A 14624-nucleotide genomic window follows, 5' to 3' on the forward strand; every position below is an offset into this window, starting at 1 on the left:
CGAGCCTCGACTCCTGTTGCCCGGAAGCCACGCTGCCGTGATCGCCGCCGCGCATCCACAGGCGCTGGGCGATCCTCCAGCGTGACGAGCCATACCGGATCCGCAGCCCGGTCGCGAGCGCGTGGGCGCGTCGGCCCCCTGCCGGATCGTCCTGGCGGCCCACCGGGGTTACGCGCCGGGACCACGTGTGTCGTTCCTGTTGGCCCCGCCGCGCGCGAATCGTCTAGTCTCGACGACCGCTCCCTCTCCGAACGCGCGCGGCGCAGCGCCGCTTCACGCCGTGCTCGATCCGGAGTCGGAGCGCACCGGCCAGGCAGCACATCGAATCGTGGCCCTTCGTCCAGCGAAATCTTCTATTCCGACCGTGGTTCGAGCGACGGAGCCATCGCTTCACATCGAGGTTGACCATGCCCCACCTGCGGATCTTCTTGCTCGTCGGTCTCGCCTTCTTCCTCGCCGCTTGCACGAGCGAATCCCCCGGGACGACAAGCGGCGGGGCACCCCTGTGCGGGCCAGGGCAGTCCTTGTGCGGCGATGTGTGCGTCGACCTCGCCACCGATGTGGCGCACTGCGGGGCGTGCGACGTCGCCTGCCCGGAGGGGCAGCTCTGTGATGGGGCGGGGGAGTGCGCGCTGTCGTGCCAGAGCGGGCTTGTGGCGTGCGACGGGACGTGCATCGACCCGGACACCGACCGCGAGCATTGCGGCGCGAGCGGCGATTGCATCGGGAGCGACGCGGGCGTGACGTGCGCGTCCGGGGAGATCTGCAACGGCGCCGGGGAGTGCGCGCTGTCCTGTCAGAGCGGGCTCGTGGCGTGCGATGGGACGTGCATCGACCCGGACACCGACCGCGACCATTGCGGCGCGAGCAGCGATTGCATCGGGAGCGACGCGGGCGTGACGTGCGCGTCCGGGGAGATCTGTAACGGCGCGGGGCGGTGCGAGCTGTCGTGTCAGAGCGGGCTTGTCGCGTGCGATGGGACGTGCATCGACCCGGACACCGACCGCGATCATTGCGGCGCGAGCAGCGATTGCATCGGGAGCGACGCGGGCGTGACGTGCGCGTCCGGGGAGATCTGCAACGGCGCGGGGCGGTGCGAGCTGTCGTGCCAGAGCGGGCTCGTGGCGTGCGACGGGACGTGCATCGACCCGGACACCGATCGCGACCATTGCGGGGCGAGCAGCGATTGCATCGGGAGCGACGCGGGCGTGACGTGCGCGTCCGGGGAGATCTGCAACGGCGCGGGGCGGTGCGAGCTGTCGTGCCAGAGCGGGCTCGTGGCGTGCGACGGGACGTGCATCGACCCGGACACCGACCGCGACCATTGCGGGGCGAGCAGCGATTGCCGCGGCAGCGACGCCGGGATCGTGTGCGCGTCCGGGGAGATCTGCAACGGCGCGGGGCGGTGCGAGCTGTCGTGCCAGAGCGGGCTCGTGGCGTGCGACGGGACGTGCATCGACCCGGACACCGACCGCGACCATTGCGGGGCGAGCAGCGATTGCATCGGGAGCGACGCGGGCGTGACGTGCGCGTCCGGGGAGATCTGCAACGGCGCGGGGCGGTGCGAGCTGTCGTGCCAGAGCGGGCTCGTCGCGTGCGACGGGACGTGCATCGACCCGGACACCGACCGCGAGCATTGCGGCGCGAGCGGCGATTGCATCGAGAGCGACGCCGGGGTCGCGTGCGCGGTCGGGGAGATCTGCAACGGCGCGGGGCGGTGCGAGCTGTCGTGTCAGAGCGGGCTCGTCGCGTGCGGCGGGACGTGCATCGACCCGGACACCGACCGCGATCATTGCGGCGCGGCCGGCGACTGCAGCGGGAGCGACGCCGGCGCGGTCTGCGGCGCGGGCCAGATCTGCAGCGGCGGCGCGTGCGAGGCCTCCTGCGCGCCGCCCCTCGTGGCGTGCGGCGGGGCCTGCGTCGACCCGTCGGCCGACGAGACCTACTGTGGCGCGACCGGCGACTGCGCGGGGGCCAGCGCGGGCGCGACGTGCAGCGCGAGCGAGGCGTGCGTCGCTGGGGCCTGCGCGAGCACGGACTCGAGCCTCTCCGGCCTCTCGGTCTCCAGCGGGGCCCTGAGCCCGGCCTTCGATCCGGCGTCAGCGGTCTATGTCGTGTCCGTCGAGGAACGCATCGCCTCGATCACGGTGACGCCGACGGCGTCGGCCCCGGGCGCCGCGATCGAGGTCAACGGGACCCCCGTCGCCTCCGGGAGCGCCTCGTCGCCGATCGCGCTGATCGCGGGCGGTAGCACCGCGATCACCATCGAGGTGACCGCGCCGAGCGGGGACGTGACGACCTATGGCATGGTGGTCCTTCGCGGCGGGGTCGTCTCGGCGTACCTCAAGGCCTCCAACACGGATGCGCAGGATCAGTTCGGCTTCGCGGTCGCGCTCGACGGGAACACGCTTGCCGTGTCCGCGCTCGGGGAGGCGAGCGCCGCGACAGGGGTCGATGGAGACCAGACCGACAACTCGAAGACCAGCGGCGCAGTGTACGTGTTCGTGCGCGACGGCGGCTCCTGGGTCCAGCAGGCGTATCTGAAGCCGACCACCGCCGACGTGAACGACAACTTCGGTTACAGCCTCTCCCTGTCCGGGGACACCCTGGCGGTCTCCGCGCAGGGCGAGGACAGCAACGCCCGCGGCGTGGACGGCAACCAGGCGAACAACTCTTCGCCGAACGCCGGCGCGGTGTACATTTTCAGGCGCAGCGAAACGACGTGGTCCCAGGAGGCCTACATCAAGGCCTCCAACACGGATGCGCAGGATCAGTTCGGTTATGCGGTGACGCTCGAGGGAGACACCCTCGTCGTGGGCGCGCCTACCGAGGACAGCAATGCCATCGGCGTGAACGGCGGGCAGACGAACAACGGGGTGTCGCAGGCCGGAGCTGCCTATGTGTTCACGCGCAGCGGGACGACCTGGACCCAGCAGGCGTACCTGAAGGCGTCGAACACCGGCGCGGGCGACATGTTCGGCGCCAGCGTCGCCCTCTCCGGGGACACGCTCGCCGTGGGCGCGGCCGGCGAGGCGAGCGCCGCGACGGGCGTGAACGGCGCGCAGGCGGACAACGCTGCTTCCGGGAGCGGCGCCGTCTACGTGTTCGTGCGCAGCGGGGCGACGTGGACCCAGCAGGCGTACCTGAAGGCGTCGAACACCGGCGCGGGCGACGCGTTCGGCGCCAGCATCGCGATCTCCGCGCATTCTCTCGCCGTGGGCGCGACCGGCGAGGCGAGCGCTGCGACGGGCGTGAACGGCGCGCAGGCGGACGACAGCGCCCCCGGGAGCGGCGCAGTCTATGTGTTCACGCGCAGCGGGACGAGTTGGTCGCAGCAGGCCTATCTCAAGGCGTCCAACACCGAGCGCGGCGACGCGTTCGGGTCTGCAGTCTCGATCGACAACGATTTCCTCGTCGCGGGCGCGCCCGGCGAGGACAGCAGCTCCACGGAGTGGGGCTGGCTCGAGTCGGACAACGGCGCTCCCGGGAGCGGGGCAGCGTACCTGTTCGAGCGCTCCGGCGGCGCCTGGGCGCAGGACGCGTACATCAAGGCGGCGAACACCGGGGCGTCGGACGCCTTCGGGGCGCGCCTCGACCTGCACGGCACGACGCTCGTCGTCGCCGCGACCGGGGAGGACAGCAGCGCCACGGGCGTCGACGGCGACGGGGCGAACGACGCGGCGGCCGGCAGCGGCGCTTGCTACAGCGCCAGCTGGTAGCCAACGGCGAGCGTTTGGCGTGAGCGGAGAGCCGCGCCGCTCAGCGCCGGTCGAGCCCCACGATCCGATCGAGCAGCGCCCGATCGAGGCTCGCCTCGACCGCCGTGGCGAGCCGGTCGTACTCCTCGTGACGGCTCGGGATCGCCGTCTCCCCCGCGGGCGCGGGGAGCCCCCGCCGCTCGCGCAGCGCCGCGAGGAGCGACCGCCTGAGCCCGTCGTTCTCGAAGAGCCCGTGGATCATCGTGCCCACCACCGCGCCGTCCGCCGATACGGCCCCATCGAGCGCCGCATCGGCCCTGCCGCTCCTCGACCCGATCGCGAACGCCGCGCGCGCGCCGCCCACCCGCTCCACCCGGCCCATGTGGATCTCGTAGCCGGTCAGCTCTCCCTCTCCCGCGCTCGCCGCGTCCCCCGCGCCCAGGAACGAATCGCCCGCGAGCCGCGCCCGCACCTGCGCCGTCGTCTTGGTCCGCTCGAACCGCGTCCACACGTCGAGCAGCCCCAGGCCCCGCGCCGCCGGCTCGGCCGACTCGACGCCTTCCGGATCCTCGATCGCCCCGCCGAGCATCTGGCAGCCGCCGCAGATCCCGAGCGTCCACCCGCCTTGCCGGGCGCGCGCCGCGACCGCCTCCGCGAGGCCGCTCGCGCGCAGCCACGCGAGGTCGGCCATCGTGCTCTTCGTCCCGGGGAGCACCACGAGATCCGCCCCGCCGATCTCGTCCGGCCGCTCGATGAACCGCACAACGACGTCCCGCTCGTGCTCCAGCGGCTCCACGTCGTCGTAATTCGATATCCGCGGCAGCCCGACCACCGCGATGTCGATCTGCCCCGGCCCCGCCGCCCCTCGCCGCCGCCGGCCCTCCAGCGACACCGAGTCCTCGTCCGCGATCCGCAGGTGCTTCAGATAAGGTACCACGCCGAGCACCGGGACGCCCGTCCGCGCCGTGAGCATCTCGAGCCCCGGCTCGAGCAGCTTGATGTCGCCGCGGAACTTGTTGATCACGAACGCCGCCACCCGCGCGCGCTCGTCGGGCTCGAGCAGCGCCATCGTCCCCACGAGCGCCGCGAACACCCCGCCGCGATCGATGTCGCCGGCGAGGAGCACCGGCGCGTCGGCGACGCGCGCGACGTGCATGTTCACGATGTCGCGGTCCTTCAGGTTGATCTCCGCCGGGCTGCCCGCCCCCTCGATCACCACGACGTCGTGCGCCTCCCGGAGCCGCCCCAGCGAGCGGGCGATGATGTCCTTGAGCTCCCCGCGATAAGCGAAGTAGTCGCGCGCGTGCAGGCTCCCGAGCGGCTTGCCGAGGACGACCACCTGCGAGCGCGAGTCCCCCTCCGGCTTGAGCAGGACCGGGTTCATGTCGACCGTCGGCGCCACGCGCGCCGCCTCGGCCTGCACCGCCTGCGCCCGGCCGATCTCGCCGCCGTCCAGGGTCGCGAACGAGTTCAGCGCCATGTTCTGCGACTTGAACGGCGCGACCCTGAGCCCCCGCCGCTGGAACATCCGGCAGAGCGCCGTGCAGAGGAGGCTCTTGCCGACCGAGGACGCGGTGCCCTGCACCATCACCGTGAGCGCTGTCATCGCCAAAGCCCCTGTCCGAAGGATGTCGCCGCGAGCGCGGCCGCCGCGAGCCCGGCGAAGAGCAGCGCCGCGAGCACGACGATGCGGCAGGCCTCGTCGATGAGCTCCCTCCGGAGCGGCTCTGCCGCGTCGCCGAGGCGGTAATGGCCGCGCTTCTCGAGCGCGACCCGGAGCAGCCCCGCCATCGCCGCCATCGGCCGGCCGGCGTTCGGGCTCTCGGTGCGGCCGCCGTCGCGGAGCAGCACGGCGAGGCCGCGGCGCGCGTCGGCGCCGCGGAGCCAGCCGGCGGCGAGGAGCAGGAGCGCGGTGAGGCGCGCGGGCACGAAGTTCAGCGCGTCGTCGAGCCGCGCCGACGCCTTGCCGAGGTACTCGTAGCGTCCGTGGTAGCCGATCATCGCGTCGAGGGTGTTCACCGCGCGGTAGAAGAGCGCGCCCGGCAGCCCGAAGAGGGCGAAATAGAAGAGCGGCGCGACGAAGCTGTCCGACGCGTTCTCGGCGACCGACTCGATCGACGCGGCGACAAGCGCGGGCTCGTCGAGCTCCGACGGGTCGCGGCTGCAGAGGCTCCGCAGGGCGCCGCGGGCCGCGGGGACGTCGCCGGCCGCGAGCGCGTCGCGCACGCCGAAGGCCGCGTCGCGGAGCGCGCGCAGGGCGAAGGTCGGCTTCAGAAGGAGCCCTGACAAAGCGACGCAGACGACCGGGTGCGGGGCGATCAGCGCGGCGAGCCCGGCGCCCAGGGCCGCGAACAGGCACGGGACGGCGAGGGCCATGAGCGCGCCGAAGAGGAGCTCGGCCACGCGGCCGGACCGCGGCGCGCGGCGCTTCAGCGCCTGGATCGCGGAGCCCATCCACACGACCGGGTGGACGGCGGCCGGGGGCTCGCCGCAGGCGAGGTCGAGCGCGACCGCCACGAGCACCGCGGTGGCGGCGGTCATCGCCCGTCCTCGCCCATGACGGCGACCGGGCCGGGGCGCAGGCGCAGGATGGCGCCCATCACGGCCACGTAGAGCTCGCTGGCCGACCGGTTGAGCCGCTGGTGCGCGCGTCCGGCGAGGTCGCGGAAGGCCCGGCCGAGCCGGCTCTCGGGGACGATGCCCATGCCCACCTCGTTCGACACGAGGACGACGTGGGGCGCCGCCGACTCGACGGCGGCGGCGAGATCCTCGACGCGCGCCTCGATGCGATCGAGCTCGCGGCCCTCGGACTCGTCGCGGAGCAGCAGGTTCGATAGCCAGAGGGTGAGGCAGTCGACGACGACGACGTCGACGCCGGTGAGCGCGGCGATGCGCTCGGGGAGCGCGACCGGCTCCTCGAGGGTGGTGAACTCGTCGCCCCGCTCGCGGGCGTGGGCGGCGATGCGCGCCCGCATCTCGTCGTCGAACGGCTCGGCGGTCGCGATGAAGGCGCGGCGCTCGCCGAGCGAGCGCGCGAGGGACAGCGCGAACGCGCTCTTGCCGGAGCGCACGCCGCCGCCGACGAGGGCGATCCGCCGCGGCGCCGCGCGCACGCCGCTCATCGCCCCTGCTCCTTCCGGTGCGCGGCGGCGCTCGCCACGAGCCCCTCGGGCACGAGCGGGTTCGAGGCCCAGTGCGCGTGGACGTAGGAGGCGAGGACGCGCTGCGCCCAGTACCCCTCGCGCGCGACCTGGCCGCCGCGCCGGCGCCGCACGGAGTAGGCGTGCTCGATCGGCGAGGGCGCCTGCGCGGCGGGCGAGGGCGCCGGCGCCTGCGCGGCGGGCGCGGGCGGCGGTTCGGGCGATGCCGGCGCCTGCGCGGGCTGCGTGGGGCGGAGCTCGGAGTAGCGGAACTGGTGCCCGCGGAAGCGGAGCCCGGCGCCGCCCAGGATCGTGCGCGCCTGCGTCTCGACCTCGACGTAGCCGAGCGCCTGCAGCTTCTCGCACATCACGGCCTCCGCCGGCACGAGCCCGACCATGGGGTGCGCGCGCCCGTCCAGCGTGCGGATCGCCTCGGTCAGGTACATGAGCCCGCCGCACTCGGCGTAGATCGGGCCCCCGCGGCCGGCGAACGCGCGGATCTCGGCGCGCAGGGCGGCGTTCTCGGTCAGGCGCTCCGCGTGCGCCTCGGGGTAGCCGCCGCCCAGGTAGAGCGCGTCGACGTCGGGCAAGCGCGCGTCGCGGATCGGTGAGAACCGCACGAGCTCGGCCCCCGCGGCCTCGAGGCGGCGCAGGTTGTCCGCGTAGTAGAAGTGGAAGGCCTCGTCGAACGCCACGCCGAGGCGAACCCGCCGCTGTTGCGCCCCGCCGCTCGCTCCTGTCACGGCTCCGCCCGCTGCTCTCCCGGGCGCAGCCGCCGCCACCGGCGCGGCCGCCTCCGCCGTCTGCGGCAAGGGCGGCGCCCCGCGCGCGATCTCGAGCAGCGCGTCGAGCCCGATCCACGCCTCGGCCTGCGCGCCCCAGTGGTCGAAGCGCTCCTCCGGGAGCGCGGCCTCGTCGGCCGTGCGCAGGCCGAGGTGGCGCTCGGGGAAGCTCTGCGCCTCGTCCCGCGGCAGGCCGCCGAGCACGGGCGGCGAGCGCTGCGCCTGTCGAAGAATGTCGAGGTGCCCCCGGCTGCCGACCTGGTTGCACACGACCGCGGCGACGCGGAGCCCCGGATCGAAGCCCGCGAAGCCCTGCACCAGCGCCGCGACGCTGCGGGCCATCCCGGACGCGTCGACCACGAGCGCGACCGGCGCCTCGAGCCACTTCGCGATCTCGGCCGTCGAGCCCTCTTCCCCGGTCGGGCTCGCCCCGTCGAACAGCCCCATCACCCCCTCGATCAGCGCCACATCGGCGCCCGCGGCCTCCGCGGCGAACGTCGACAGGACCGCCTCCCGGCCCATCATCCAGCCGTCGAGGTTGTGCGACGTCCCGGCGACGGCGCGCGCGTGGTACGTCGGATCCAGGTAGTCGGGGCCGCACTTGAACAGGGCGACCCGCAGGCCGCGGGCGCGGAGCGCGCGCGCGATCGCGACCGTGGTGGTCGTCTTCCCGACGCCGCTCGCCGTGCCGGCCACGACGAGCCGGGGGATGGCCAGGCTCATCAGAAATCGACTCCGATCTGGGCCTTCGCCCCCTGCTCGAACGGGTGCTTCACCGACCTCATCTCCGTCACCAGATCGGCGAGCGCGACGAGCGCGTCGGGGGCGTTCCTGCCGGTGATCACCACGTGCACGTGCGCGGGCCTCCCGCGCAGCGCCGTGAGGAGCTCGTCCTCCGCGATGAAGCCGTAGTGCAGCGCATACGTGATCTCGTCGAGCACGACGATGTCCTGCTCGCCGCTGCCGATGAGCGCCGCGGCCTCCTGGAAGGCCGCGCGCGCCGCCGCCTTGTCGCGCGAGAGGTCGTCGCTCTCCCAGGTGAAGCCGCGCCCCATCACGAGGAAGGTGAGGCCGGGGAGCGTCTCGGCGAACAGGCGCTCTCCCGTCTTCCACTTCCCCTTGATGAACTGCACGACGGCGACGCGCATGCCCCGGCCGAGCGCCCGGAACACCATCCCGAGCGCGGCCGTCGTCTTGCCCTTGCCGTGGCCGGTATAGACGATGACGAGCCCTCTTCGACCAGCCGCCGCGGCGCCCGCCGCGCCCGCCCCGGCGCCTCCCTCCGCGCTCACGAGCCCTCCTCCGCCGGGCGCGGAGAGCGCGGCCTCTCGGCCTTGCGGAACCTGTGGCTGAACTCGGGATCATAGAGCCGCGAGTCGGCGAAGTCCGTGGACGTGAGCACCCGGCCGACCAGGATCATCGATTGTGTCTTGATCCCCTCGGCCCGCACCTTCTCCCGGATGTCGGCGAGCGTGCCAGTCACGATCTTCTGATCGGGGCAGCTCGCCTTGTGCACCACCGCGACCGGGCAATCGGCGCCGTAGGAAGGGATGAGCGCCGCGGTCACGTCCTTGAGCAGCGTGATGCTCAGGAAGAGGCAGAGCGTCGCCTTGTGGCGCGCGAGCTCCTCGAGCCGCTCGGCCGGCGGCACCGGCGTGCGCCCCTCGGCGCGCGTCAGGATCACGGTCTGCGAGAGCTCCGGGAGCGTGAGCTCGCGCCCGAGCGCCGCCGCCGCCGCCGTGAACGACGAGACGCCCGGGATGATATCGTAGGAAATCCCGAGCTCATCCATCCGGCGCATCTGCTCGGCGGTCGACCCGAACAGGACCGGATCGCCGGTGTGCACGCGCGCCACGTCGTGGCCCGCCTCCTTCGCCTCGACGAAGACCGCCACGATCTGGTCGAGGGTCATGCCGGAGGAGTCGATGACCCGGGCGTCCGGCCGCGCGCTGGCCACGATCTCCCGCGGGACGAGGGAGCCCGTGTACATGACGACAGGGCAGCGGGCGACGAGCTCGGCGCCGCGGACTGTGATGAGCCCGGGGTCGCCTGGGCCCGCGCCGATGATGTAGACGCGCATGGGGGTTCTCTCCTCGTTTCGTGCGCCGGCCATCCTGCCGGGGAGCGCTGGCGCGCGAAGCTAGAGCGGTCGTGAAGCGAACGCCAGGGATCCATTCCTCCTCCAGGCGACACGCCTCTCCGCGTCGCCCTCGCCGAGGAGGGGGCGCGCCGTCCGTGCTCAGCGCCGCGCGGGCAGGGCGCGGAGGCAGACCTCGATCCCGGCGCGGAGGTTGCCGTGCGTCGTGACGCCGGAGAGGTCGACCCCGAGGCCGCAGATGGATTGGGCCACGGCGGGCCCGATGCCGGTGAGGACGCCGCTCGCGCCGAGCAGGCGGATCGCGCGGACGATGCGGACGAGGTGGTCGGCCGTCGCGGCGTCGACGCTCTCGAGGCCGGTGACGTCGATGATGGCGAAGCGAGCGCCTGTGCGCACGACCTCGTCGAGGAGCTTGCCGGTGACGTCGGACGCGCGCGCGTCGTCGAGCGCGCCGATGACGGGCACGGCGAGCACGCCCTCGGCGACCTGGAGGATGGGCGTGGACAGGGCGCGGATGAGCGCCTGCTGGCGCTGGATGACCGCGAGCTGATCGGCGATGGCCTCCTTCTGCAGCTCGAGCTCGGCGATGGTGGCGGCCATCTGCTCCTCGTGCTCCCGCTGCGCCGTGATGTCCGTGCCGATGGCGAGGACGTGCGCCGTGCCGTCCTGCTCGACGAGGGGCACCTTGATGATGGACATCCACCGCACCTTGCCGTTCGGGCGCGAGACGGGTTGAATCCGCGAGACCGGCTGCATGCGTGCGAGCACCTCCTGGTCCATCTCGCTGATGACGGAGAGCTCGGCGTGGGAGGGCGGCAGATCGGCGACGGTCTTGCCAACCGCCCCCTCCGGCGTGGTGTTGTACAAATCGGCGTAGCCCTTGCTGACGAGCTTCATCTTGCCGTCCCGATCCTTGACCGTGACGATGAGCGGGATGGTGTCGAGCACGAGGCGGATGAACTGCCGCTCGCGCTCGAGGGCGAGCTCTGTCTCCTTGATCTCGGTGGTATCGATCCGCAGGCCGACGACGCTGCCGTCGGCGAGGCGGCTGCTCTTGAGGGTGAGCCAGCGGTCTCCGAACCGCCGCATGTAGACCTCCCCGGAGCGGCGATGGTCCGCGAGGCGACCGGCGATCCACGCGTCTTCGCTGAGGCCGCTGTGGAGGTGGAGCCCGTTCCGGCAGCCCTCGCGGACGACGTCTTCGAACGTATTGCCTACCTGGATGGCGGCGGCACATTCGGGGTAGAGCGATCTGTACGTCGTGTTGAAGAAGCAGAGCCGCTCCTTGCTGTCGTAGATGACGAAGCCGACGTCGAGCGCCTCGACGGCCGCGTGCAGGCGCGCTCCTTGCTCGCGCGCCGCCTGCTCGGCCCGGCGTTGCTCGGTCACGTCGCGCAGCGCGAGGAGCACGGCGGCGCACGCGCCCGCGGGGTCGACGAGCGGGCTGAGGCTCCCCTCGGCGAGGACGACGCGCTCGTTCGCGAGGTGGAGCGCGAGGTCGGGCGGCAGGGCGCGCGGGGCGCGATCGCGGAGCACCTGCTCGAGCAGCGCGCCGAGGGGCGGATCGGGCCGCAGGGCCTCATCGATCGGCGCTCCGCGCGCCGTCGCCCCGGACGTGGAGGCGAGGCGCTCGGCGGCGGGGTTCAGCGCCAGGATCCGACCGCTCTCATCGAGCAAGAGCAGCGGGTCGACGCTGCAGGTGAAGGCGAGCGAGTAAAGATCGACAGGAGCGTCGCTAGGCATCGGGAGGAGCGTAGATCAAGATCTCCTCAGGGTGTCGGCCTCGGTGACCCCGTGGCGCATCACAGGCAGCGAAGCTGCTGGCCGAGCTGGGCGTGGGCGCGAGTCCTTGAACCGCCGGTTCACGCGCTCGCGGACAATGTGGTCTATGTCGACCGCCTGTCCGACGCGCACCACGGGTCGTTCACGGCGCCACCCGAGCTCTTCGCCTCCACGACATCGCTCACGTGGACTCCCGCGAGGTCTGGATCTGGGTCCGAGGTGGCGTCGCGCGCCCCGTCCGCGTCATGTGGAGCTCGTACGTGAAGCCGAAGTCGTGCTCCCGCCCCTCGTTGCCCCACCCCTGATCGTCGATGGGGAAGAACTCCTCTCCCCAGAAGTGCCCGAAGCCGCGCTCGCTCGCCTTGAGAGGGACGACGTATGGAATCGGTACGTTGACCGTGGGGTCGTCTTGATACCACGGATAAAACGCCTCGGGCCCGGTCGTGTGATCCGTGCCCCCTGATGGGCACATAGACGGCGGTGGACGTGGACGGGGACGAGGCGGGCAATGGCAATGTCGTGGCGCCCATGTCGCGACCGAGGACGGCGATCTCGGGGGTGCACCCCGCGAGCGCCGTGCCCGTCGAGACAAGGACGGCCAGGAATCTCGGGGCGCCCGCGCGGGCCGCCGTGGGCTGGGACAGCTTCATCGAAATCGTCTCCTGTCGCATGAATGCCGCCGAGCTCACCGGTCCTTCAGGCAAACTCACGCGAGCGCGTCGTTTCGAGGGGCGCTGCGTCCTGCCTCGCAAGGGCGGGAGGGGGACGCGCCCGGGCGGGGTAGCTGGCTGCGGCGCACCGTCACGGCCGCGCTGCAGGCGGAGCGCGCCGCGTTCATGGTCGACGTCGACAAAACTCGCCGGCGTCTCGTACCGGACGGTCTCGCAGGTCCTGCAGCACAGCCCTCACGTGCATCGCGACACGCAGGGGTCCATTTGGATTGACACCCGTCATGTGAACGTTCACAATCGACTCTCGAAGTATCCTTCTGCTTTGCCGCGGGTGGGGGGTGTCGTGCGCCTCCGGCGCCCTTCGTTCCTGGGATTGGGGTGGTTTTTTGCATTGATTTCGCTCGGCCGTCGCGGGCGCGGGCAGGGCGCGAGCTCGTGGGGGCTCGCTCGCGCCCTGCCCGCGCTGGGCTCGAGGTCTCACCTGCGACCCGCACGCGCACCGGTCCACTGGAATCTTGGAAGCACATAAGTAGCATCGTGGAGGTTGCCGTGCGTTCATATGCAGCGCAAATCGCTGCTCTCGTTGGATTGAGTAGGGTGGGTTGCGGCTCGTCGGATACGGCGCCCGTCCCGGGAACGTGGAGCACCTCGTCCGGGGCAGCGGCGGGCGGTCGGCGGGCAAACGGACACCCGCGCTGCGGGATAGGCTGGGAGGCTTGAACATGCATCGACCTCAGGTTTGGGATTGGATTCAGCGCGCGGCGTCCCCCGCCGTGGGGGAGGGGCAGGCCGCCCGGGAGCGCTCCGGCGGGCGACGCCGCTCGGCGTGGCTCGCCGCGTGCGCCTCGGCCCTCGTGGCGGCGGCGTGCACGGGCACCCTCGGGAGCAACGTCGACGAGCAACCCGGCGGCGAGCGACCCGGCGGCGAGCAACCCGGCGAGGACGCGCAGTGCGCGCCGCGGCTGGCGCGCCGCGTCGTGCTGCTCCCCGATCTGCAGTTCACGAATTCGGTGCGTGCGCTGCTCGGGGACGCCGCCGTGCGGGCCGATCAGGCGCCCGATGAGAGGACAAAGCCCTTCATGAAGAAGGGGATCGTCGTCGGCACATCGCTGGTGCGCACCCGGCTCGACGCGGCCGCTTACGCCGCGGAGAGCCTCGAAGGGCGCTTCGAGCAGGTGACCGGCTGCGCGACGGACGGGGATGACGCGTGCGCCCGCGACTTCCTGACCCGGTTCGCGGCGGAGGCGTTCCGGAGGCCGCTCGGGGCGATCGAGCTCGAGGACCTGTGGGGGGTGATCGAGCTCGGGAAGGAAGAGAGCTACGAGCGCGGCGTGATGCTCGCCGTCGAGGCCATCCTCGCGTCGCCCTCCTTCTCTTACCGGACGGAGCTCGGCGAGAAGGGAAGCGACGGCGTCGTGAGGTTGTCGCCGCACGAGCTCGCCAGCGAGCTCTCGTTCTTCCTCACGGACAACCCGCCGGACGTCGAGCTCATGGCCGCCGCCGACTCCGGGGCCATCCGCGACCCCGCAGAGGTGGCGCGGCAGACCGAGCGGCTGCTCGCGCTGCCGGCGACGCGGCGCAGCCTGAGCACCACGCTGCTCGCGGCGTGGGGGATCAGCAACCTGTTCGGCACGGTGAAAGACCCGGGGATGTTCCCCGAATACGGTCCCTTGCTCCAGGCGAGCATGTTCCACGAGACCGAGCTGTTCGTGGACGCGACCCTCTGGGGTCGCGGCGCCGATGTCTCCGAGCTGCTCACGTCGCGGGAGACGTTCGCGAACGAGCCGCTCGCCGAGGTGTACGGCGTCGAGCATACCGGTGCGCCGGAGGAGTTCGCGCCGGTCACCTTGCCCGCCGACCAGCGCGCCGGCCTGCTCACGCAAGCGAGCGTCCTCGCGACGCTCTCCCGCACGGACAACACGAGCGTGGTCGCGAGGGGGCTGTTCATTCGAGGCGCGCTGCTCTGCCTGCCGAAGCTCGCGTCGCCGCCGGAGACCCTCGCGGGCGCGGTCGCGGACCTGCTCAACGCCGACATGACCGAGCGAGAGCGCGCCGAGGCGCGCGCAGCGAACCGCACCTGCGGCGCATGCCACCGGGGGATCGACCCGCTCGGCTTGGCGCTCGAGAACTACGATCCGCTGGGTCGTTATCGAGAGACGCTCGACGGCGCGCCCATCGACGCGCGCATCGAGCTCGGGGGGATCCTCGGGCTGCACGAGAGCTACGCGAACGCTGTCGAGTTCGCCGGCGCGATCGCGCAAAGGGAGGAGTTCGCCGCGTGCCTCGCGCGGAACCTCATCACCTACGGCACCGACGACGAGCAGCTCTCGCCGGTCGACTGCCAGGTCGACGACGTGATCAAGGCGTTGCCGGAGGGCGCGCGCACCCTGCCCGCCATCGTGAAGGCCATCGCGAGCTCGAGCGCGCTCACCGAGCGCACCGAGGAGGAGTGA

Annotated in this window: 10 protein-coding genes; 2 read left to right on the plus strand and 8 right to left on the minus strand. The window is 72.3% G+C overall.

Going from position 1 to position 14624, the window contains the following annotated elements; genetic code table 11:
• Positions 1-407 precede the first annotated feature (407 nt).
• A complete protein-coding gene (locus WMF28_RS01240) occupies positions 408-3719 on the plus strand; it encodes a cadherin-like beta sandwich domain-containing protein (protein ID WP_437600163.1) in 3312 nt (1103 codons plus the stop codon).
• Between the two features lie 40 nt (positions 3720-3759).
• Here the strand turns inward: WMF28_RS01240 and WMF28_RS01245 are convergent, their stop codons facing one another.
• From WMF28_RS01245 to WMF28_RS01280, 8 genes are all read right to left on the minus strand, one after another.
• Positions 3760-5304, minus strand: a complete 1545-nt coding sequence (locus tag WMF28_RS01245; RefSeq protein WP_437600164.1) for a cobyric acid synthase — start codon at positions 5302-5304, stop codon at positions 3760-3762.
• Positions 5301-6239 carry an adenosylcobinamide-phosphate synthase CbiB gene (gene cbiB, locus WMF28_RS01250; protein ID WP_437600165.1) on the minus strand — a complete coding sequence of 313 codons (939 nt, stop codon included), beginning with the start codon at positions 6237-6239 and terminating at the stop codon, positions 5301-5303. The genes WMF28_RS01245 and cbiB overlap by 4 nt, the downstream gene beginning before the upstream one ends.
• The gene (gene cobU / locus WMF28_RS01255; RefSeq protein WP_437600166.1) at positions 6236-6820 is read right to left on the minus strand and encodes a bifunctional adenosylcobinamide kinase/adenosylcobinamide-phosphate guanylyltransferase; all 585 of its coding nucleotides are present in this window, start codon (positions 6818-6820) and stop codon (positions 6236-6238) included. The genes cbiB and cobU overlap by 4 nt, the downstream gene beginning before the upstream one ends.
• Positions 6817-8343 carry a cobyrinate a,c-diamide synthase gene (locus WMF28_RS01260; RefSeq protein ID WP_437600167.1) on the minus strand — a complete coding sequence of 509 codons (1527 nt, stop codon included), beginning with the start codon at positions 8341-8343 and terminating at the stop codon, positions 6817-6819. Before WMF28_RS01260 ends, cobU begins: the two co-directional genes overlap by 4 nt.
• Positions 8343-8912 carry a cob(I)yrinic acid a,c-diamide adenosyltransferase gene (cobO, locus tag WMF28_RS01265; protein ID WP_437600169.1) on the minus strand — a complete coding sequence of 190 codons (570 nt, stop codon included), beginning with the start codon at positions 8910-8912 and terminating at the stop codon, positions 8343-8345. The genes WMF28_RS01260 and cobO overlap by 1 nt, the downstream gene beginning before the upstream one ends.
• Positions 8909-9700 (minus strand): precorrin-4 C(11)-methyltransferase, encoded by a 792-nt coding sequence (cobM, locus tag WMF28_RS01270; RefSeq protein ID WP_437600170.1) that lies wholly within the window; start codon positions 9698-9700, stop codon positions 8909-8911. The genes cobO and cobM overlap by 4 nt, the downstream gene beginning before the upstream one ends.
• 159 nt (positions 9701-9859) lie before the next feature.
• Positions 9860-11461, minus strand: coding sequence for a PAS domain-containing protein (locus WMF28_RS01275; RefSeq protein ID WP_437600171.1), 1602 nt, complete (start codon positions 11459-11461; stop codon positions 9860-9862).
• A gap of 220 nt (positions 11462-11681) precedes the next feature.
• A complete protein-coding gene (locus tag WMF28_RS01280; RefSeq protein WP_437600172.1) occupies positions 11682-11972 on the minus strand; it encodes a hypothetical protein in 291 nt (96 codons plus the stop codon).
• Between the two features lie 921 nt (positions 11973-12893).
• Here WMF28_RS01280 and WMF28_RS01285 point away from each other — a divergent pair.
• Positions 12894-14624, plus strand: coding sequence for a DUF1592 domain-containing protein (locus WMF28_RS01285; RefSeq protein WP_437600173.1), 1731 nt, complete (start codon positions 12894-12896; stop codon positions 14622-14624).

It is taken from the genome of Sorangium sp. So ce590, assembly GCF_051521365.1.
Taxonomy (GTDB): Bacteria; Myxococcota_A; Polyangia; order Polyangiales; family Polyangiaceae; genus Sorangium.

Coding starts and splice junctions, on each gene's coding strand:
- cbiB (WP_437600165.1), bottom strand. CDS start 6,239: ATGACCGCCGCCACCGCGGTGCTCGTGGCGGTCGCGCTCGACCTCGCC.
- WMF28_RS01240 (WP_437600163.1), top strand. CDS start 408: ATGCCCCACCTGCGGATCTTCTTGCTCGTCGGTCTCGCCTTCTTCCTC.
- WMF28_RS01275 (WP_437600171.1), bottom strand. CDS start 11,461: ATGCCTAGCGACGCTCCTGTCGATCTTTACTCGCTCGCCTTCACCTGC.
- WMF28_RS01245 (WP_437600164.1), bottom strand. CDS start 5,304: ATGACAGCGCTCACGGTGATGGTGCAGGGCACCGCGTCCTCGGTCGGC.
- WMF28_RS01280 (WP_437600172.1), bottom strand. CDS start 11,972: ATGTGCCCATCAGGGGGCACGGATCACACGACCGGGCCCGAGGCGTTT.
- WMF28_RS01260 (WP_437600167.1), bottom strand. CDS start 8,343: ATGAGCCTGGCCATCCCCCGGCTCGTCGTGGCCGGCACGGCGAGCGGC.
- cobU (WP_437600166.1), bottom strand. CDS start 6,820: ATGAGCGGCGTGCGCGCGGCGCCGCGGCGGATCGCCCTCGTCGGCGGC.
- cobM (WP_437600170.1), bottom strand. CDS start 9,700: ATGCGCGTCTACATCATCGGCGCGGGCCCAGGCGACCCCGGGCTCATC.
- WMF28_RS01285 (WP_437600173.1), top strand. CDS start 12,894: ATGCATCGACCTCAGGTTTGGGATTGGATTCAGCGCGCGGCGTCCCCC.